The sequence below is a fragment of the Croceicoccus ponticola genome (assembly GCF_004004515.1).
Lineage (GTDB): Bacteria > Pseudomonadota > Alphaproteobacteria > Sphingomonadales > Sphingomonadaceae > Croceicoccus > Croceicoccus ponticola.
Genome location: NZ_RXOL01000002.1, coordinates 67,414 through 87,918 on the forward strand (window position 1 = coordinate 67,414; position 20,505 = coordinate 87,918).

Below are 20,505 nucleotides of genomic sequence, written 5' to 3' on the forward strand. Positions count from 1 at the left end.
GCCCGTGATGATCGTTTCGAAAACCCGGGCCGTGCATATCCTGCGATCCTGTCCTGCCCCGCTCGCCGCGTTCCTGTCGGGCGCGGCGGCGGCAGCGGGATTTCAGCCCTTGGCCCTATGGCCGCTGACGCTCGTCGCATTGGCGGTCTTGCTGCATCTGCTGTCCCTTGCGCAAGGCGCGCGGCGCGCGATGCTGCTGGGCTGGCTGTTTGGCGTCGGTCACTTCTGGGTCGGCAACACGTGGATCGCGACCGCCTTTACGTATCAGGCTGAAATGCCCGCATGGCTGGGCTGGATCGCGGTGTTCCTGCTGTCGCTGTTCCTCGCGATATATCCCGCGATTGCCGCCATCGGCGCATGGCTTATCGCCCGGCGCGGCGGATTGGCCGTGCTGGTGCCCGCCTTTGCCGGAACGTGGATCGTGGCGGAATGGCTGCGGTCATGGGTGTTCACCGGATTTGCATGGAACCCGCTGGGCGTCGTGACGCTGGGCGGATTTGCACGGCCTGGCCTCGCGCTTCTCGCGCCGTGGCTGGGCACATATGCCCTTTCGGCCATCGTAGTGCTGTTGGCCGCGTCATGGCTGTGGGCCGTGCATGCGTTCAAAACGGGCAAGGTCGCCCCGGCCATTGCGGCTGCGTTGGTGCCTGTCGGGCTGATGGTCGCCCCCTTTCCCGCACCCGGTCAAGGCGAAGGCACCCTGCCCTATCGGCTGGTCCAGCCCGACATCCGTCAGGAAGTGCTCAACGATCCGCAGCATTACGAAGCGAACTTCGTCCAGACTGCCGTCCTGTCGGGCGATCCGGTGCCGGCCGGGCAAACCACACTGTTCCTCTGGCCCGAATCGGGCGTTCCGGATTTCCTGCGCACCGGCTACCCACGCCGCTATTACATCGCCACTACATATGCCGCCGATCCCGAACTTGCGCGCAGACGCCTTGGCGATGTCGTCGGGCCGGGCGGAATCCTGCTGACCGGTACCGTGGATCTGGTGATGGACGCGCGAGCAACCCGGGCGGTCGGAGCGGAAAACGTCGTCACCGCCGTGGCTGCCGATGGCAGAATCGCCGGTAGCTATGCCAAGGCGCACCTTGTTCCTTACGGCGAATACCTGCCGATGCGTTCGCTGCTCGAACCGCTGGGCCTTTCGCGGCTGGTGGCAGGAACGCTCGATTTCAGGGCCGGGCCGGGGCCACGCACCATGGATCTTGGCAAATGGGGCCGCGCGGGCGTGCAGATTTGCTATGAAATCGTGTTTTCGGGTCAAGTCGTGGACCGCGACAGCCGGCCCGACTATCTGTTCAACCCATCGAACGACGGCTGGTTCGGCAGCTGGGGTCCGCCGCAGCACCTTGCCCAGGCACGGCTTCGCGCGATCGAGGAAGGGCTGCCCATCCTGCGGTCGACCACCACCGGCATCAGCGCGGTGATCGACGCGGGCGGAGTGGTTCGCAACCATGCGGGATTGCATGAAGCGCGCCGCCTTGACGGCAAGGTTCCGCCTGCGCTCGCACCCACGCTTTTTGCGCGGACAGGCAATCTGTTGCCGCTTGGCTGGGCGATGCTGCTGCTTGTCGCGGCAGTGGTTGCCAGTCGCCGCGCCCGCCGCTAAAGCACCATATAAAGAAACCTTTATACGACTTTTCGGGAAACCCATGCGCAACAACTTCCTCTTCACATCTGAATCGGTATCCGAAGGTCACCCTGACAAGGTTTCCGACCAGATTTCCGACGCCATCGTCGATCTCATGCTGTCCAAGGATGCAGAAGCGCGCGTCGCTTGCGAAACGATGACCACGACGCAGCTTGTCGTGCTTTCGGGCGAAATCCGCTGCAAGCCGATGTACGACACCGCGCGCGAGGAATGGGCCGCCAACGGCTACTGGGCGCCCGGCGCGAAGGAAGAGATCGAAAAGGCCGCGCGAGATGTCGTGCGCACGATCGGCTACGAACAGGACGGCTTTCACTGGGAGCGCCTGCGGTTCGAAAACTTCCTTCACGGCCAATCGGTCCAGATCGCGCAGGGTGTTGATTCCAATGCCGATTCGGAAAAGGACGAGGGTGCCGGCGATCAGGGCATCATGTTCGGTTTTGCCTGTGACGAAACGCCCGACCTGATGCCCGCCACGCTGGATTACAGCCACAAGATCCTGCAGCGGCTGGCCAAGGATCGTCATTCGGGTGCGGCCCCGTTCCTGGAACCCGATGCCAAGAGCCAGGTCACGCTGCGGTTCGAAAATGGCGTCCCCACCGCATGTACCGCCGTCGTCGTGTCCACGCAGCACAAGCCGGGTTACGACAGCGGAGAGCGCGAGGCGGAACTGAAAAACTACGTCAGGGGCGTGATCGCGGACATCCTGCCGCACAATCTCTTGTCGGATGAAACCGATTACCACATCAACCCGACGGGTTCGTTCGAAATCGGTGGCCCCGATGGCGACGCAGGGCTTACCGGCCGCAAGATCATCGTCGACACTTACGGCGGCGCGGCACCGCACGGTGGCGGCGCGTTTTCGGGCAAGGACCCGACGAAGGTCGACCGGTCGGCTGCCTACATTTCTCGCTATCTGGCCAAGAACATCGTTGCGGCGGGCCTTGCCAAGCGCTGCACGATCCAGCTGTCCTATGCGATCGGCGTGTCGCACCCGCTGTCGCTTTATGTCGACACGCACGGCACTTGTGCCGAAGGCGTGACGGATGAGGCGCTGGAAAACGCGATCCGCAGCATCGAAAGCCTTGGCGGGCTGACCCCGCGCGGCATCCGCACCCGGCTCAAGTTGAACCGCCCGATCTATCTGCGTACCGCAGCTTATGGACATTTCGGGCGTCCGGCACAGGATGGCTTCTTCCCGTGGGAAGCGACCGACCTGATCGGCGAACTGAACGCCGCGCTGGGCCGTTAAACCGGGCCGCCGCGCCTAGATTTTATTTTCCTACAACATCGGGCACGCACCATTGGGCGGGTTTCCTATTTCACGGAGACCCGCCCAATGTCCCACCTTTACGATCCCGCGCACCCCACGATCACGCCACGCATCGCCGCCGAACTGATCCATCATGAAGGGCTGGTCCGCGAAGCCTATCGCGATTCGGTGGGTGTCTGGACGTGGAGCGTGGGGATAACCGACGCATCGGGCCATCGCGTCGGGCGCTATCGCGACCAGCCGCAACCGCTGTCCCGTTGTCTCGAGGTTTATCTCTGGGCCTTGCAGAACCGCTACCTGCCCGCCGTGCTCGACGCATTCGGCGCAGTGCGGCCCGAAGAGCACGAGCTGGCCGCCGCGCTTTCGTTTCACTGGAACACCGGGGCAATCGGGCGGGCCGAATGGATGCGCCACTTGCGCGAAAGCGACCGCAAGCGCGCGCGCCGGGCCATGCTCGACTGGTGCCGCCCGGCCAGCCTCGCCACTAGGCGCAAGCGCGAGCAGGCGTTGTTCTTCGAAGCGCGATGGGCAGGAGACGGCACGGCGATCGTCTACGAAGTCGCCAAGCCGTCATACCAGCCCACGCGAGGGAAACGGCACCCGATGCTCGACACACTGACGCTGCTGCTGGGGGGCGGCCCGGCGCGCGATGCTGAACCGACGGGGGCTGAGTTTGATCAAGGGCCGACCAAACAGTGCGCCGATAACAGCGATCAATCCGGCGAGAACTGGTTCACTCGTCTGTTCACCTGCTGACGCTTCGTCGCATGCCGCGCTTTCGCACCTGACGCGGGGCGGCGGGGGCCCTATGGCTGGCCGGACATGATTCGACCGCTGCTTCCCCTCGCCGCCCTGTCCCTCACCATTTCGGCATGCGCGACCCTGCCCGGGACAGAGCGGACAGGGCCGGTTTCATCGCCGCAGCCGGTCACGGTCCGCATCGCGGGGATGAACGATTTTCACGGCAATTTGCGCCCGTTGAAAAGCCCGATCAACGTGATGACGCCCGACGGGAAGGTCGTGCAGGCTCCCGCTGGCGGAGCGGCTTGGCTTGCCTCTGCCATTGCCGCCATTCGTGCGCAGTCGGCCTATTCGATGGTGATTTCGGCGGGCGACATGATCGGGGCGAGCCCGCTGGAATCCGCAGCATTCCTCGACGAACCTGCGATCGGTGTCGCAAACCGGATCGGGGTGGATTTCAACGCAGTCGGCAACCACGAATTCGACAAGGGCTGGCGCGAGCTGAAGCGCATCCAAGACGGCGGGTGCGAGAAATTCACCTTGCGTGAACCCTGTGCGGTGGAACCGGATTTCGCGGGCGCCCAGTTCCCGTTCCTTGCCGCCAACGTCATCGGCCCCGGCGGCGAACCGCTATTCCCGGCCTATGGCCTCAAGCAGTTTGGTGAAGGGGAAGGCTCGGTCACCGTCGGCGTCGTCGGGCTGCCGCTGCGCGATGTGCCCGATCTCGTCACGCCAAGCGGTGTCGCCGACCTGACGTTCGGGGACGAATCGGATGCGATCAACCGCGCCGTGGACGAACTCGTCATAAGGGGCGCCGACGCCATCGTCGTCACAATCCATCAGGGGCTATATACCGACCCCGGATCGGACGCGAACGGCTGCAACAGTGTGTCGGGCGACCTGCTGCCGATCCTCGCCCGGTTGGACCCGCGCGTCGACCTCGTGATTTCGGGCCACACGCATTTTGCCTATGTCTGCGATTTTGCCACCATTGATCAGGCGCGCCCCTTCCTTGTCACCAGTGCTGGATACGGCGGTTCGCTCGTCACCGATATCGCGCTGACCATCGACCCGGTCTCCAACGCGGTTGTCGCCCGTTCCGCACGCAACATCGTGGTGCAGAGCGAGGGCATGGCTAAGGACGGTACGCCTTTGCCGGTTCACGCATCGCTGGGCCTGATCGTCCCGGATTCCGCCGTGACCGCATATGTCGCGCAGTACGTGGGGGCGGTCGATGAAGTCGCGAGGCGCGTAGTCGGGCGACTTTCGGACGAGGCAATCCTGCCCGACGACGACAGCCTTGAAACCGCGCTTGGCGACATGATCGCCGATGCCCAGCTGGCCGCCACCCGGGACGTGGGCGCACAGATCGCCTTCATGAACAATTCGGGCGTGCGCGCCGGCCTCGCTCCAAACGCGGATGGCGCTGTGACCTTCGGCGATATTTATGCCGCGCAACCCTTTGGCAATACGCTCGTCACCATGACGCTGACCGGTGATCAGCTGCTCGACGCGCTTGAACAGCAGTTCAACGACAATGCAGTCAAACGGCAGATCCTGTCCCCTTCGGCCGGCTTCGCCTTCAGCTACGATCGCGCAAGGAAAGAGGGCGACCGAGTCGTCAGCGCAACGCTGGATGGCGCAGCCATCAATCCGCTCAAATCCTATCGCGTGACGGTGAACAGCTTTCTTGCCGCAGGCGGTGACGGGTTCACCGTGTTCACCACGGGCACGCAGACGACGACCGGCGGCAACGATCTCGATACGCTGCAATCGTGGCTGGGCGCGGTGCCGGTTCGCCAGCTGCCCGTAACGGACCGCGTGGCGAACCTGACCCGCTGACGCGAAACGCTGGTTAAAGCGCGTCTTCGATGGCGCCGATCAGTTCGGCATCGTCGGGCGCGGTCGTCGGCGAAAACCGGGCGATGACATCGCCGTTGCGGCCGACGAGGAACTTTTCGAAGTTCCACAGCACTTCGGGATCGGCATTGGGCGTCATGCCGAAACCGCGCAGCTTTTCGCGGAACGCTTCGGGATCGCCCATCTTCGTCGGGGCGGCTTCGATTAGTTCGGCATAGAGCGGCTGCTTGTCCGCGCCGACGACACCCGCCTTGGCAAAGACCGGGAAGGTGACGCCAAAGCTGGTTTCGCAAAAAGTGCCAATCTCGGCATCCGTGCCGGGTTCCTGTGCGCCGAAATCGTTGGCGGGGAACGCCAGCACTTCGAAACCCTGATCCGCGTATTTGTCGTACAGCGCCTGAAGCCCTGAATATTGCGGGGTCAGCCCGCATTGCGACGCTACGTTGACGATCAGCAGCACCTTGCCAAGGTGCGCCTCGATGCTGTCCGCGCTGCCGTCGCCGCGGGTGAGGGCAATATTCGAAAGTGCCATGGGAATCTCTCCAAGCTGTCAGGCCTTATCAGCCTGTCACGATACGTAGTGCGCCGTGGTCTTTTCGGCCACTTCTTCCGCCGTCACGCCGGGCGCCAGTTCGACGAGCCGGAACGGGCTGTCGTGATCGGGGCGCTGGAACACCGCGAGATCGGTGACGATCATGTCGACCACGTTCTTGCCGGTCAGCGGCAGGGTGCAGGTCGGGATGAACTTGGGATCGCCGTTCTTCGACGTATGCTCCATCACGACGATGATCTTCTTGACCCCGGCGACAAGGTCCATTGCCCCGCCCATGCCCTTGATCATCTTGCCCGGGATCATCCAGTTGGCGATGTCGCCGTTCTGGTCCACCTCCATCGCGCCCAGCACGGTGAGATCGATATGCCCGCCCCGGATCATCGCGAAGCTGGCGGCGCTGTCGAAATAAGCTGTTTGAGGAAGTTCGCTGATCGTCTGCTTGCCGGCATTGATCAGGTCGGCGTCCTCTTCGCCCTCGATTGGAAAGGGCCCAATGCCGAGCATGCCGTTTTCGGACTGCAGCGTCACGTCCATCCCGGCGGGGATGTGGTTTGCCACCAGCGTGGGAATGCCGATGCCCAGGTTCACATAGAAACCGTCCTCCAGCTCCTTGGCGGCGCGGGCGGCCATCTCGTCACGGGTCCAGGGCATTGTGGTCTCTCCTTGTCGAAACGAATGAGACGCGCCGTCAGGCGGCGTATTCGATGGGTGGGGGAAGTTCGAACCAGCCGTTGCCGATCAGTTCGTCGAATGGGGTGGGTGCATCAGGATCGCGCAGGTAATCCATCAGCGCGTCGAAATCGCCCTTGCGGTCGCCGACGATGGCCTTGATGCACCATTCGCCGGCGGCGGCATTGCGGCGCTCCGTTTTGGTTTCGGCGGGATCGCGGGTCAGCAACAGCGCATCGCGGCGGGCAGGGTCCAGCCCGCTTGCCGCCAGCGCGTCGCGAATGTCGCCTGCCCGGTTTTCATCGAGGACGCTGGTCCACAGCACGGCCAATCCCTGCGCTCGCGCGGTCGCCAGCGCGGGCGCAAGCCCAGGCGCCGCAACTGGCGCGCCCTGATCCAGCCGCAGCGCGATATCGCCCGGATCGAGATCGACGAGGATCGCCGGTATTCTGGACGAGCAAGTCAGGAGCAACGGCCCATCCGCGCTTGCCGCGGGATCGGGGATGACCGAAAGCCCGCTTTCCTTGTTACCGACCGCGAACAGGGCCATCCGGACGAAATCCTCCGTCCGGTTGGCGGCGACCGGCGAACCGAGGCCGGGGCGTGTTTGGGCGGCGGGCTGGGCGGCAACGGGCTGAGCGATAACTGCTACGCTTTCCACCTGCCCGGTTCTGGCAGCACTATCGGCCGATGTGGTGTCGGACTTGCCCACCGCTTTGGTGGTCAGCACACCGCTCGCCAGCACGGGGATTGCCGCCGCGACGCAACCACTCAGCGCTCCAGCCACAGCGACGCTGGCCAGCAACATGCCGCATAGGCGAAAGGCGCGCGCCGGACTCACGCGAACACACGCCCCGCCGCATGGTATCCGAAGCGCATCGCGGAAATCAGGCCGCTTCGCGCTGGCGCGTCGTGCGGAATTCGATCTTCTTGTCATAGGGGGCGCCGACGATCACCCGCTGCACATAGACGCCGGGCAGGTGGATGCAGTCGGGGTCGAGGCTGCCGGTGGGGACGATCTCTTCCACCTCCACGACGCAAACCTTGCCGCAGGTCGCGGCGGGCAGGTTGAAGTTGCGCGCCGTCTTGCGGAAGACGAGGTTGCCGCTTTCGTCCGACTTCCACGCCTTCACCAGCGCGAGATCGGCGAAAATGCCCTGTTCGAGGATATAATCCTGACCGCCGAAGTTCTTCACTTCCTTGCCGTCAGCGACCTGCGTGCCGACGCCGGTCTTGGTGTAGAAGCCGGGAATCCCCGCGCCGCCCGCGCGCATGCGCTCGGCAAGCGTGCCCTGCGGGCTGAATTCGACCTCAAGCTCACCTGCAAGGAACTGGCGCTCGAATTCCTTGTTCTCGCCGACGTAGGAACTGATCATCTTCCGAATTTGCCGGGTCCGCAGCAGCTTGCCGAGCCCTTCGCCGTCGATGCCCGCATTGTTCGATGCGACCGTTAGGCCCGTCACGCCGCTTTCGACCACCGCGTCGATCAGGCGTTCGGGAATGCCGCACAGGCCGAAGCCGCCGCTGGCGATGAGGATATCATCCTTCAACAAGCCTTCGAGAGCGGTCTTGGCATCGGGATAGAGCTTTTTCATCGCGAGAACGGCCTTCCTGAAAGTCGGTTCGACAATCGGGCGCTTTTAGTCAAAAATTGCGCAATGTCACGTGGGCGCGATTGCGAAGTTGTCGGCTCCGCTTGCATCATGCGCAACGCAAGTTCATCCCCATGGCATGGACAGCCAGCACCAAGCCGACTGGCCCGATGCATTGCAGCGGGCACGCGAACATGCGCCGTTTCTGGCCGACCTGATGGACAAATGGCCCGATCTCGTCGCCTTGCTGGCCGCCGGGCTGGGCGACGAGGCGCTGGATTTTGCCAAATCGGCAGGAAAGGGCATCGATGATGTCAGCGTCGCATTGCGGCGCGAAAAGCAGGCGCTGGCGCTGGCGCTGGCGATCGGCGACCTGGCGGGCGCGTTCCCGCTGCTGAAGGTCACCGGCGAACTGTCCGATTTCGCCAGCCGCGCGCTTCATGCCGCCATCGGCGAGGCGCTGGCCCACCGCGTTCCGGGCGCACCGAACATCGGTATGACCGCGCTGGCGCTTGGGAAGCACGGCGCAGGCGAATTGAATTTTTCGTCGGATATCGACCCCATCTTGCTCTACGATCCGGCCACCCTGCCCCGCCGCCCCCGCGACGAACCTGGCGAAGCGGCGCAAATCGCAGCACGGCGCATCGTGCAGACGATGAGCGGCATGACCGCCGACGGTTACGTGTTTCGCATCGACTTGCGCCTACGCCCCGCAAGCGAGGTGAGCCCGCTGGCGATCAGTTTTGACGGCGCGCTGACGCATTACGAAAGTTCGGCCCTTGCATGGGAACGTGCCGCCTTCATCCGGGCGAAATCGGTGGCGGGCGATGTGGAGGCAGGGCGCGCCTTTCTTGCCGCGATACGATCGTTCGTATGGCGCAAATCACTGGATTTCGGCGCGATTGCAGAGGTTGGCTCGCTCGTCCACCGCATCCGCGACGTTCACAGCGGACCGTCCCGCCCCGGCCCCGGCTACGATCTCAAGAAAGGGCGCGGCGGCATCCGCGAGGTCGAATTCTTCGCGCAAATCCACCAGTTGATCCACGGCGGACGCGATCCTTCGCTGCGCGTTTCGGGCACGCGCGCCGCTTTGGACGCGCTGGCCGCGGCGGGGGTCGTGTCGGCGCAGGACGCGACGGTCATGGGCGAAGCCTATGACCGGCTTCGCGTCGTCGAACACCGGTTGCAGATGGTGAACGATCGGCAGACGCATGCGCTGCCTGCGGGCGACGCGCTCGACAACGTGGCGCAGCTGGACGGATTGTCCGACGGCGCGGCGCTGGTGACAGAGCTTGAGGCGATCTGCGACCGGGTCAGCGTGCGGTTCGACAAGCTGGTCGAAGCCCATGGCGGACCGCGCACGCCGATTGCCGACACCATTGCCGCGCCCGTTGCCGAAGAAAGGCTTGAGGAACTTGGTTTTGCCGACCCCGAAGCGATGGCGCGGCGGATCGGCGGTTGGGAATCGGGGCGCGTCAAATGCCTGCGCAGCGAAGCGGCCCGCAACGCCTTTGCCGCGATCCGTCCGCAATTGCTGGAGGCGATGGCCAATGCGCCCGAACCCGAACGGGCGATCACGCGCTGGGAACAGATGCTCGCGCAGTTGCCGTCGGCGATCAATATCTTCCGTTTGCTGGAGGCGCGGCCCGCACTGCTCGACACGTTGGCGCGAGTGCTGGCGCTGTCCCCAGCGCTTGCCGATGCGCTGGCACGGCGCGGCGACCTGCTCGACACACTGATCGACAACAGCGCCTTTACCTTGCCGGGATCGGTAGACGAACTGGTCGCGGAATTCGGCGACGACGCGCTCGATTACGAAGCAGCGCTGGATAAAGTGCGGCGCAAGGTCGGCGATCTGCGCTTTGCGCTGGGCGTGCAATTGCTCGACAACGCGCACGACCCGCTGGCCATCGCGGCGGCGTTATCGCGAGTTGCAGAAGCCGCGATCGGCGTCTGCGCCCGGGTCGCGGCGCGCGAATTTGCCGAAGCACATGGGCGGATGGGCGACCGGCAGCTTGTCATCCTGGGCCTTGGCCGGCTGGGCGGCGGGGTGCTGACCCATGCGTCCGACCTTGATCTCATATATTTGTTCACCGGCAATTTTGATGGCGAAAGCGACGGGCGCCGCCCGCTTGGCGCGACGCAGTATTTCAATCGGCTAGCCCAGCGCACGACCGGCGCGCTCACCGTCCCCACGGCCGAAGGCGCGCTGTTCGAAGTCGACACCCGATTACGCCCGTCCGGCGCGCAAGGGCTGCTGGCCGTCAGCATCGAAAGCTTTGGATTGTATCAGGCCGAATCGGCTTGGACTTGGGAACACATGGCGCTGATGCGCGCGCGCGTGCTTTATGGTCCCGCGTGCGCGCGCGAGGATTTGCGTGGCATCGTCGCCAGCGTTGCAGGGGCTTCGCGCGATCCTGCGAAGCTTTGTGAAGACGTCCTGTCCATGCGGCGGGATATGGCGAGCCACAAGCCGCCCAAGGGCCCGCTGGACATCAAGCTGGCGCGGGGCGGACTGGTCGATCTCGAATTCCTCGTCCATTTCCATCAGCTTCGTCACGGGGCCTGCCTCGAGCCCGGACTGGGCACCGCGATCGGCTGCCTGATCGATGCGGGCCGCCTGCCGCCCGAAATGGCCGCCGCGCACGACCTTATGACGCGGATGCTGGTGACGCTGCGACTTGTGTCGCCCGATGCGAACCTGCCGCCGCCTGCGGCGAAGGCTGTGCTGGCCGCCAACTGCCGCGCCGGGGACTGGGACGCGCTGATGACCGCACTCGACAAGGCGCGGGCACAGGTGGCAGGGGCGTGGGCCACGACATTCGACGAAGAACTGGAGCTTTGACCATGACCGAACAGCGCCCCGACGTCGGCGACGCCTTTCCCGACATTGCGATGGAAACGCCCGAAGGCGAAATGCTTTCGATTTCCGATTTCAGCGGCAGGCCGGTCGTCGTATTCTTCTATCCCAAGGCCAACACGCCCGGCTGCACGACGGAAGCGAAGGACTTTTCGGCCCTGCTTCCCGAATTCACCAAGGCGGGCGTCGCCGTGCTGGGCGCGAGCAAGGACAAGCCCGCCGCGCAAGCCAAGTTCATCGCCAAGCACGAACTGACTGTCGACATCGCATCCGATGCCGAAGAGAACGGCGTCACCGATGCTCTGGGCGTATGGACCGAAAAGCAGAACTATGGCCGCAGCTATATGGGTATCGAGCGTTCGACCTTTCTTGTCGGTCCGAACGGCAAGATCGCAAAGGTCTGGCGCAAAGTGCGGGTAAAGGGCCATGCCGATGCGGTGCTGGAGGCTGCGCGCGCGCTTTGATCCGTTCGGTGAACGACGTGCCGCCCACTGTCGCATCGGCTATCCAAGCTGCGTTGTTAACCGGCGATCCGCGCGCCAAGGTGATGGCGACGCGCAAAGTGGCGCGCGACTGGCGGCAGGGGCGGATGGAATTCGCATTCGATTGCGCGATGCCCGACCAACCGGCGCGCCCCGCCCATCCCGAACTGCTGCCGCCCGCGCAAATGCCCCGGCGCAGCAAGGGCGGCTCCCAACGCGGGCGCATCGCACTGTGGCATTCGGTCGCGCACATCGAGTTCGTCGCCATCGACCTCGCGCTCGACATGGCGGGGCGATTCGGCGCCGAGATGGGCCGCGACTTCGTTTCCGACTTTCTGTGGGTGGCGGCGGACGAGGCGATGCATTTTGCCCTGCTCGACCGCAAGTTGCGCACGATGGGCAGTTACTATGGTGCCCTCCCCGCACATGACGGGCTGTGGCAGGCTGCGCACGAAACCCGGCACGATGTCGCCGCGCGGCTCGCAATCGTGCCGATGATGCTGGAGGCGCGGGGATTGGACGTGACGCCCGCGATGACGGACCGGGTCAGGGCGCTTGGCGACGAAAACGGTGCGCGGATTCTCGAACGAATCCTTGACGACGAGATTCGGCATGTGCGGTTCGGGACCAAGCACTTCGGTGAACTGTGTCGCACGAACGACGAAAGCCCGCAGGAAATCTGGCAAATTTTGGTGAGAAAGCACTTCCACGGTGCCCTGAAGCCGCCATTCAACGACTCGGCGCGTGCGGCAGCCGGTTTGTCGCGGGATTTCCGCGCCGGTATTGTGTGATTAACCTTTAAACCCGTAACCCTAACTCACGAGATCGACGGGGGGTTCCGAAAATCTCTACAAAAATTTCGCAATGGCCTTGCCGTTACATGCGGTGAGGCTGGCGCGCCGAGGGGGATCACACAGCGTTTATCGCACCTTTTAGGGGGGTCGAGGCGCTGGGAAACGAGGTACTTGGCAAATGACGGACGGGTTTCGGTTTATGACTTTCAACGCTGGCAAGGGCCTGTTCCTGAGCATGATGGCCGCCGTTTCGATGGCGATGGCTCCTGCTCCGGCCCTGGCAAACACCAGCGCTGCCGTAAGCGCCGAGATGAAGGCCCCGGTTCGTGAAAGCGCCGAAATCCCCGCCGGCAACACCCAGAATAGCGACATCCGTTTCAAACAGCTCTTCGCGAGCTGGAAAAAGGCCGAAAACGACAAGCCGGCTCTCGGCGTCGCTTCGATCCCTTCGCGTATGCCGCTTGAAACCGCCCGCTTTTCCAGCCTTTACGGTTCGCGCGTCCATCCCGTGACGGGCGGTCGCAAGAACCATGACGGCATCGACATGGCTGCGCCAAGCGGCACCCCGATTTACGCAACGGCCGACGGTCGCGTCGAAATGGCGAAGTGGCACGGCGGTTATGGCAACTACGTTCAGATCGAGCATGGCGACGCCGTGGAAACCCGTTACGGCCACATGAGCCGGATGAACGTTTCCGCCGGCCAGTCGGTCAAAAAGGGCGAGCTTATCGGATGGGTCGGCAGCACCGGCCGTTCGACCGGTCCGCACCTTCATTACGAAGTGCGCATTTCGGGTGAGCCGGTCGATCCGCAGCCCTACCTCCACGCCGACACGTTCCAGCAGGCTTTCGCCGATGCGAGCAACATGGGCGTTGGCGGTCCTGAATAAGCCGACCATTTCGACCTAACGGCCCGATTGAGGGCATGAGCGGCCCGGCTTTCCATCTCGGAAAGCCGGGCCGCACGTCGTTTGGGGGCACACTGCGTAACGCAGCCAACGAAGATCCCGGCTGCCGCCGATCGTTTGCGCCGATCAGGCTGCCTCGTGCATCGTTTTCCATTCGGCCCGCACGAGATGCAGCCTCGCTGTCGCGTCCTCAGCCCGGCGAAGGCGATCTTCCAGCGACCGGGCAAGCTCGCCCAACCGCGCTTCGCCGAAATAGGCTGCGGTCCCCGCCAGCTTGTGCAACTGCATGGCCAGCACGTCCCATTGGGGCGATCCGATGCCCGCCGCCACTTCGGCCAGTTCGCGCAACAGCATTTCCTTTCGCGCGCGATAACGCACGGCAAGCGCGTCCTCGGTTGTCGCGCCTGTTGCCGGGACCGGTGTCGGGATGCCGATTGCAGGCGTCGTCCCTGCTGCATGGACATAGCGATCGATCGCATCGGTAAGCTCGTCCATCTGCATCGGCTTGCCAAGGTGGCCCTGCATGCCGGCTTCGCGACAAGCGGCGATATCTTCGGGAAAACAGTTGGCCGTCAGGGCGACGATGGGCAGCATGTCAGCGCCATATCCGGCTTGGCGCAAGCGGCGGGTCGCTTCCAGCCCGTCGAGTTCCGGCATCATCATGTCCATCAGCACCAGCCGATAGGGACGACCCGACTTGTGCGCCCGCTCCCAGGCCATGTTCAGCGATTGCCAGCGCCCTTCATTGGTTATCGAAAACAGTACCTCGTCGATATTGTCGAGCACGCGGCGCTTGTCATCGCGGCTCGCGCGCAGGGCTTCGCGATTGCGCAAGCCGCGTTCGATCAGGCCGGCCAGCGGAATGCCGACGAGCGTGAGGCTGGCAAGGAACATCTGCAGAGAGACGATCTGAAGGGATGCTCCGCCCCGCGTCAGCACGATCGGGCCGCTGCCCATCGCGGTCGCGACCGTGGCAATGGCCGCCATTGCGACAAGGACAAATGACGTGCCGCCGATGCCCGAACTGATCCCGGCCAGCACCACCAGCGGTGTCGCGAGGAACAGGAAAGGGAAGTTCGATTGCCCGAAAATCATGAAGGTTCCGGCAAGAACCACGGCCATGACCGGCATTGGCACCAACGTTCCGCCGCGCGCGCGATGGCGCCAGGTTGCAAAGACCACCATGACCAGCGGGCCGAGAAAGACGAGGCTGCTGGCATGGCGGGCAAGGTAGAGGGGCCCGACGCTGCCATCGATCATAACGCTGCCGGTTGCGACGACGGCGACGACGGCCGATATCGATGCCGCGACCAACAGCGCGCCGACAAAACGAAAAAACCCCTTGGGATCGGTGAAATCGATGCGCAATCCGCACCATCGGCGCGACAGTTGTACAGCCAGCGCAATTTCAACCGTATTCGCGGCGGTCAACACCAGCGATCCGTTCAGCGGCACATTGCCAAGTATTTCTCCGGTGAAGAGGCCAATTGCGGCGCCGGCCAGCGCGGCGGGAAAATCGGCGCGCCGGATCGACAGCGCAACGCCGACGACAATCGCATTGGGTAGCCACAGGACTGCAAAGATCCCGCTATGCGGCACGGCCAGCGACACCATCGCGAACATACCAGCCAGCACCGCGCATGCCATGGCAACGACGGCCATCGTGAACCAGTCCGCGCGCCCTGAGCCGGCCTTAGGGACCTTGTCGTATTCCATGGACCTGCTCCCTGCGGCAGACTTCGGCGAAGTCCGGCAGCATAATGCCGACCATCGAAAGTCATGGGAAACAAGGACCTAGGTATTATCCCAAGGTAAGCCGCACCGCCTATCGCGCGAGCAGGCGCATCGCCAGTGCCCTGACATCGCTGCCCATGTCGTCGCGTTCGAGCGCGAGCGCCAGGGTCGCTTCGATGAAGCCCAGCTTGGATCCGCAATCGTAACGCGCGCCGTCGAACGTGACGGCATGGAACGGTTGTGTGCCGATCATCCGGGCCATCGCATCGGTCAGTTGGACTTCACCGCCCGCGCCCTTTTCCTGCGTTTCGAGCGTGCGCATCACTTCGGGTTGCAGGATGTAGCGGCCCGACACGATCTTGTTCGACGGCGCGTCCTCCACCTTCGGCTTTTCGACCAGGCCCATGACCTCGGTCAGGTTACCGCGCTGCTCGCCCGGCGTGATGACGCCGTAATTCGACACTTCGGAATGCGGCACTTCCAGCACCGAGATGAGATTACCGCCGACTTCGTGATAGGCATCGACCATCTGCTTCATGCAGCCGGGCTTGCCCCACATCAGTTCATCGGGAAGCAGGATCGCAAAGGGTTCGTCGCCGACGACCGCGCGCGCGCACCAGATCGCGTGGCCAAGCCCCAACGGCACCTGTTGCCGCACGGTGATCAGGTCGCCCGGCGTGAAGCGCGTATCGTCCAGCGCGCCCATGTCCTTGCCGCGCTCGCGCATCGTGTGTTCAAGTTCGTATGCGATATCGAAATGTTCGACCAGCGCGGTCTTGCCGCGACCGGTAACGAAGATCATCTGCTCGATCCCCGCTTCACGCGCCTCGTCGATCGCGTACTGGATCAGAGGGCGGTCCACCACCGGCAGCAATTCCTTGGGGATCGCTTTGGTCGCGGGCAGGAAACGGGTGCCGAGACCGGCGACGGGAAACACGGCCTTGCGGATCGGCTTGCGTTCGGAAGAGCTCATGGGTTGGGCCGGCGTCCTTTTCACAGTCATGCTTTTCGTGGGCAGGCGGGCCGATCGATCGCACCGCCGATGCAACCCTTTCTAGGCGCATCATCGCGCCCTCATCAAGGTTGCCCGAAAGGTCGACCCCGATATCGCGATTGCCCTTGCGCCTGGCCCGAACCGGCATATCCGTTCGCTTGCCCCGTCGGCAAAAGCGGTTAAAGGCGTGACATGGACAAGATCATTATCGAAGGCGGCAAGCGCCTTGAAGGCACGCTGCCGATTTCCGGCGCGAAGAACGCGGCACTGACGCTGGTGCCCTGCGCGCTGCTGACCGAAGAGCCTTTGACGCTGCGCAACCTGCCCCGGCTGGCCGACATCGACGGGTTTCAGCACCTGATGAACCAGTTCGGCGTGTCCACGACCATTGCCGGATCGCGCCCCGAAGATTTCGGCCGCGTCATGACGATGCAGACCCCGCGTCTCACCAACACGACGGCTCCGTACGAACTGGTGCGCAAGATGCGCGCCTCGATCCTCGTGCTCGGCCCGCTGCTGGGCCGCGCGGGCGAAGCGACGGTGTCACTGCCGGGCGGGTGCGCCATCGGCAATCGCCCTATCGACCTTCATCTCAAAGTGATGGAGGCGCTGGGCGCGACGATCGAATTGACCAGCGGCTATGTCCGCGCCCATGCTCCCGACGGCGGATTGCCGGGCGGCGAATTTTCATTCCCGGTCGTGTCGGTCGGCGCGACGGAAAACGCGCTGATGGCGGCGGTTCTGGCAAACGGCACCAGCCGGCTCGACAACGCGGCGCGCGAGCCGGAGATTGTGGACCTTTGCAACCTGCTCGTGGCGATGGGCGCAGAGATCGAGGGCATCGGCGAATCGCTGATTACCATCCACGGCGTGAAGCGTCTGCATGGCGCGACCTACCGCGTGATGCCCGACCGGATCGAGGCGGGCTCATACGCCTGTGCCGCTGCGATCACCGGCGGTGACGTGACGCTGGCCGGCGCGAACATGAAGGACATGAGCGCGACCAACCACGCCTTGCGGAATGCGGGCGTGCACGTTGAGGAAGTGAAGGGTGGCGTGCGCGTCTATAGCGACGGACCGATCCGCCCCGTTAACCTGTCGACTGCACCCTACCCCGGTTTCCCGACCGACATGCAGGCGCAGATGATGGCACTGCTGAGCATGGCGCAAGGCACCAGCGTGCTGACCGAAACGATCTTCGAAAACCGCTACATGCATGTGCCCGAACTCAACCGCATGGGCGCGCACATCGAAACGCAGGGCCGCACCGCCATCGTCCACGGCGTCGAAAAGCTGACCGGCGCCGAAGTCATGGCGACCGACCTGCGCGCTTCGATGAGCCTTGTGATCGCGGGCCTTGCGGCAGAGGGCGAGACGACCGTCCACCGGCTCTACCACCTCGATCGGGGTTACGAACGGCTGGAAGAAAAGCTCGGCCTCGTCGGCGCGAACATCCAGCGCGTCGGCGGCGACTGACGCGGGATTGGATGCGCGGGCATGAGCGGTTAGGCTGGCGTCCGTGCTGATCCTGAAGAACATCGTTGGCTGGATCGCGCGACACTTTGTGCTGTGGATGCTGCTGATCGCGGCGATCTTGGTCTTCAACGCCTGGCACGCGGGCGCCCGCCACGATGCCAAGGCCGACGGGCTGGAACAGGTCGCGGCAACGGTCGAGACCGAGCGCACGACGGCGCAACGCGAGTTGCTGGCCCTGCAGAGCCGCACCGCCACCGCGTCGCGAGAGACGCTGATGGCAGAGCGGCAGCGGCGGCAGGTCGATCTCGTATCGTTCGAAAATCAGCGTCGATCGGATGCGCGCCGCAAACTCAGCCTGGTTACACTCGACACCGAAGCAGTTCTGGCCGACCAACTGCTTGAACTGCGGATCGCTGCCATTGGCCGCGAGATCGCGATCGTCGACCGCGCGCTCGCCGCCGCCGACGCACGCTCTGCAGCCGAAGCGGCGGGCAATGAACTTCGCCGAGCGCAGGCGCCGGTGCGCGCCGCCGCGCAACGCTGCGTCGCAGCCGACCGCGCCAACGATGCGTTCGAAGCGCAAGGCGCCTTGCGCACGATCTCGGGCGAAATGCTCGGTCAGGCAGAACGCCTGCGCCGCGCCGAGCGTGAGGCCTGCGACGACTACGTCGCTGCCAAGAGCCGCCGCGACGAAGCCGAACGCGCATTGGCAAAGGCGCGCGAGAAGGCCGCGACGATCGCGGCCGAAGCCGAGCGCGCTGCCACCGCCCGGATCGCGGGCGGCGAGGCGGGACTCAAGGCAGCCATCGCCTCCGAGCGCGAGGCGGCAGAGGGCTCACTCCGCGGCTACCTCCAGCGCATATGGGACGAATGGGGCCTGGCAGCGATCGTCTGGCAGGCGCTGGCGGCACTGCTGCTGATCGTCGCGACGCCCTACCTTATCCGCCTGCTGTTCTGGTTCGTCCTCGCTCCTATGGCCGAGCGTCGGCCGGCGATCCGCATCCACGTGCCTGGCGGGGTCGCGGTGCCGATGCCGCCAGCCGAACGCTCGCGCACATCCGTCAGCGTGGTGCTGGAGGCGGGAGAGGAGCTGCTGGTGCGACAGGATTATCTGCAGAGCAGCGCGGCGGGCGGCACGAAGCATACGCGCTGGCTGCTCGACCCCAAGCATCCGTTGTCCAGCATCGCGAGCGGGCTCTATTTCCTCACCCGCGTGCGCGGCGAGGGTACGGCGACGACGATATCGGCGGTTACCGACCCGTTCGCCGAAGTGACGCTGGTGACGCTGCCCGATGGCGGCGCCGCAGTGCTGCATCCGCGCGCGCTTGCCGCCGTGATCCAGCCGATCGGCCGCCCGCTGCTTATCCGCAGCCATTGGCGGCTATTCTCGCTCAACGCGTGGTTGACCCTGCAACTGCGCTATTTCGTCTTTCACGGCCCGGCGCGGCTGGTGATAAAGGGCGGGCGCGGCATCAGGGTCGAACAGGCGGGCGCGGGTCGCATATTCGGGCAAGACCAGCTTGTCGGCTTCAGTGCCGATCTGGCCTATTCGGTCACCCGCACCGAAACCTTCTGGCCCTATTTCCTGGGTCGCGAACAGCTGTTGAAAGATCGCGTGCTCGACGGCGAAGGGATGCTGATGATCGAAGAAGCGCCGCTTGCCGGTCGGCGTGGAGAAGGCGCGCGCGACGGGCTCGAAGGGGCTTTGGACGCGGTGTTGAAGGCGGTCGGCCTCTGATCCTTAATTTCTCGAAACAAATCGAGCCCTTGGTGCGTTCTCACATCAAACAAAGGAGAATTTCCATGGGTCTTATCAAGATCGCAACGCTCGGCGCACTTGGTTACGCCGGTTACAAGTACTATCAGGGCCAGCGCGGTGAAAACCTGCCCGCCGCTTATGCCAAGGGTGGCCCGACTTCCAACGCAACCACCACGCTGACCCCGGTGCGCGACGCGGGCGTCGACGCCATGCGCGACACGCCGCAAACATGGTCCAAGACCGACCAAGCCATCGACGAAAGCTTCCCGGCAAGCGATCCTTCCGGAAATTATTGATCATTTTAAGACAGCATTCTACGAAAGGCCGGCTCCCACATTGGGGGCCGGCCTTTTTTCATGGGCGGCGGGCGGTCACCAGCCAGACCCTGATCGCGCTGGCCAGTCCGGGCGGCGTTTCGCTTACGATCCGCTCCGCGTCGATCCGCGCGACAAGCGCGTTGATCGACACGCCTTCGTCCGCCGCGACATCCTTCAGCATGTCCCAGAATACCGGCTCCAGACTGATCGACGTGCGATGCCCGGCGATATCGACCGAACGTTTGACCGGAGGGTGATAGGGCGCGCTCATCGTGCGGCCTGCCAAGGCGGCCTTGCGCTTTTGACAATTGGTACGGCCATCACTTCTGCCAATCCTCTTGCGTCAGCGCCCAGCGTTCGTGATCGCGCCAGTCGCCGTCGATCATCAGGTAACGCGGGCTGAAGCCTTCGTGTCGAAACCCGACGCGCCGGACGAGCGCGATTGAACGGAGATTGCCGGGCTGTATATTGGCCTCGATCCGGTGCAGCCCGATGTCAAGGAACGCGAAGTCGACCGCTTGGCGCACCGCTTCGGTCATCAGCCCTTCGCCGGAGCAAGCGGTGTTGCCGTGATAGCCGAGATAGGCGCTGCGAAAATTGCCGAGCGCGATCTGGCTGAAATTGATGACGCCGGCGATGGTACCATCACCCGTTCGCCGCGCGATCAGCGTCCGGTGATTGGGCTTCCCTGCGGTTTCAAGCCATGCGGCAAAACCTGTGGGATCAAGGCACGGTGCGGCCCACGGGGTATGATATTCGCGACTGGCCACATTGGCGGCAATAATGTCCGCCTCGTCCTCCGGGCGCAGGATGGCCAGCCGTACGCGGTCCGCGGTCATGGGC

The 20,505-nt window shown here is 64.2% G+C and carries 19 protein-coding genes; 11 read left to right on the forward strand and 8 right to left on the reverse strand.

The genetic code is table 11. The annotated features are described in order from the left end of the window. Window positions 1–7 precede the first annotated feature (7 nt). The 4 genes from lnt (at window position 8) to EKN06_RS06360 (ending at window position 5,507) form a co-directional block, all read left to right on the forward strand. Window positions 8–1,612 (forward strand): apolipoprotein N-acyltransferase, encoded by a 1,605-nt coding sequence (lnt, locus tag EKN06_RS06345; RefSeq protein WP_127612071.1) that lies wholly within the window; start codon window positions 8–10, stop codon window positions 1,610–1,612. A gap of 43 nt (window positions 1,613–1,655) precedes the next feature. Beyond that, on the forward strand, window positions 1,656–2,903 hold the full coding sequence (gene metK, locus EKN06_RS06350) for a methionine adenosyltransferase (protein WP_127612072.1): 1,248 nt from the start codon (window positions 1,656–1,658) through the stop codon (window positions 2,901–2,903). An 87-nt stretch (window positions 2,904–2,990) separates the two neighbouring features. Next, entirely contained in the window at window positions 2,991–3,680 is a 690-nt protein-coding gene (locus tag EKN06_RS06355; protein ID WP_127612073.1) for a lysozyme, read from the forward strand. 66 nt (window positions 3,681–3,746) lie between these two features. Then, window positions 3,747–5,507: a bifunctional metallophosphatase/5'-nucleotidase gene (locus EKN06_RS06360; RefSeq protein ID WP_205693837.1), complete on the forward strand. Its 1,761-nt coding sequence runs from the start codon at window positions 3,747–3,749 to the stop codon at window positions 5,505–5,507. 13 nt (window positions 5,508–5,520) lie between these two features. Here EKN06_RS06360 and EKN06_RS06365 read toward each other — a convergent pair whose 3' ends face one another. The 4 genes from EKN06_RS06365 to EKN06_RS06380 form a co-directional block, all read right to left on the reverse strand. After that, entirely contained in the window at window positions 5,521–6,057 is a 537-nt protein-coding gene (locus EKN06_RS06365; protein WP_127612074.1) for a glutathione peroxidase, read from the reverse strand. A gap of 36 nt (window positions 6,058–6,093) precedes the next feature. Continuing rightward, on the reverse strand, window positions 6,094–6,729 hold the full coding sequence (locus EKN06_RS06370; protein ID WP_127612075.1) for a CoA transferase subunit B: 636 nt from the start codon (window positions 6,727–6,729) through the stop codon (window positions 6,094–6,096). Between the two features lie 37 nt (window positions 6,730–6,766). After that, window positions 6,767–7,555, reverse strand: coding sequence for a hypothetical protein (locus tag EKN06_RS06375; RefSeq protein ID WP_127612076.1), 789 nt, complete (start codon window positions 7,553–7,555; stop codon window positions 6,767–6,769). Between the two features lie 79 nt (window positions 7,556–7,634). Beyond that, on the reverse strand, window positions 7,635–8,342 hold the full coding sequence (locus EKN06_RS06380) for a CoA transferase subunit A (RefSeq protein ID WP_127612077.1): 708 nt from the start codon (window positions 8,340–8,342) through the stop codon (window positions 7,635–7,637). A 136-nt stretch (window positions 8,343–8,478) separates the two neighbouring features. Here EKN06_RS06380 and glnE point away from each other — a divergent pair, with 136 nt between their 5' ends. The 4 genes from glnE to EKN06_RS06400 all read left to right on the forward strand — a co-directional run bounded on the left by glnE (window position 8,479) and on the right by EKN06_RS06400 (window position 13,364). Further along, window positions 8,479–11,184: a bifunctional [glutamate--ammonia ligase]-adenylyl-L-tyrosine phosphorylase/[glutamate--ammonia-ligase] adenylyltransferase gene (gene glnE, locus EKN06_RS06385; RefSeq protein ID WP_127612078.1), complete on the forward strand. Its 2,706-nt coding sequence runs from the start codon at window positions 8,479–8,481 to the stop codon at window positions 11,182–11,184. 2 nt (window positions 11,185–11,186) lie between these two features. Continuing rightward, entirely contained in the window at window positions 11,187–11,663 is a 477-nt protein-coding gene (locus EKN06_RS06390) for a peroxiredoxin (RefSeq protein WP_127612079.1), read from the forward strand. An 83-nt stretch (window positions 11,664–11,746) separates the two neighbouring features. Continuing rightward, window positions 11,747–12,472: a ferritin-like domain-containing protein gene (locus EKN06_RS06395; RefSeq protein ID WP_420810780.1), complete on the forward strand. Its 726-nt coding sequence runs from the start codon at window positions 11,747–11,749 to the stop codon at window positions 12,470–12,472. A 202-nt stretch (window positions 12,473–12,674) separates the two neighbouring features. Continuing rightward, window positions 12,675–13,364 carry a M23 family metallopeptidase gene (locus EKN06_RS06400; protein WP_127612080.1) on the forward strand — a complete coding sequence of 230 codons (690 nt, stop codon included), beginning with the start codon at window positions 12,675–12,677 and terminating at the stop codon, window positions 13,362–13,364. Window positions 13,365–13,508: 144 nt separating this feature from the next. On the opposite strand, the gene EKN06_RS06405 is transcribed toward EKN06_RS06400, so the two are convergent. After that, window positions 13,509–15,098: an MASE1 domain-containing protein gene (locus EKN06_RS06405; RefSeq protein ID WP_127612081.1), complete on the reverse strand. Its 1,590-nt coding sequence runs from the start codon at window positions 15,096–15,098 to the stop codon at window positions 13,509–13,511. A gap of 109 nt (window positions 15,099–15,207) precedes the next feature. Continuing rightward, on the reverse strand, window positions 15,208–16,089 hold the full coding sequence (locus EKN06_RS06410) for a UTP--glucose-1-phosphate uridylyltransferase (RefSeq protein ID WP_127612082.1): 882 nt from the start codon (window positions 16,087–16,089) through the stop codon (window positions 15,208–15,210). A gap of 213 nt (window positions 16,090–16,302) precedes the next feature. Between EKN06_RS06410 and murA the strand changes: the two genes are divergently transcribed. From murA to EKN06_RS06425, 3 genes are all read left to right on the forward strand, one after another. Then, a complete protein-coding gene (gene murA, locus EKN06_RS06415) occupies window positions 16,303–17,586 on the forward strand; it encodes a UDP-N-acetylglucosamine 1-carboxyvinyltransferase (protein ID WP_127612083.1) in 1,284 nt (427 codons plus the stop codon). Between the two features lie 43 nt (window positions 17,587–17,629). Then, window positions 17,630–19,324 carry a coiled-coil domain-containing protein gene (locus EKN06_RS06420; protein WP_127612084.1) on the forward strand — a complete coding sequence of 565 codons (1,695 nt, stop codon included), beginning with the start codon at window positions 17,630–17,632 and terminating at the stop codon, window positions 19,322–19,324. A gap of 65 nt (window positions 19,325–19,389) precedes the next feature. Beyond that, the gene (locus EKN06_RS06425; protein ID WP_127612085.1) at window positions 19,390–19,641 is read left to right on the forward strand and encodes a hypothetical protein; all 252 of its coding nucleotides are present in this window, start codon (window positions 19,390–19,392) and stop codon (window positions 19,639–19,641) included. Window positions 19,642–19,699: 58 nt separating this feature from the next. Here EKN06_RS06425 and EKN06_RS06430 read toward each other — a convergent pair whose 3' ends face one another. Then, window positions 19,700–19,933: a ribbon-helix-helix domain-containing protein gene (locus EKN06_RS06430; protein ID WP_127612086.1), complete on the reverse strand. Its 234-nt coding sequence runs from the start codon at window positions 19,931–19,933 to the stop codon at window positions 19,700–19,702. Between the two features lie 49 nt (window positions 19,934–19,982). Next, entirely contained in the window at window positions 19,983–20,501 is a 519-nt protein-coding gene (locus EKN06_RS06435; RefSeq protein ID WP_127612087.1) for a GNAT family N-acetyltransferase, read from the reverse strand. Window positions 20,502–20,505 lie beyond the last annotated feature (4 nt).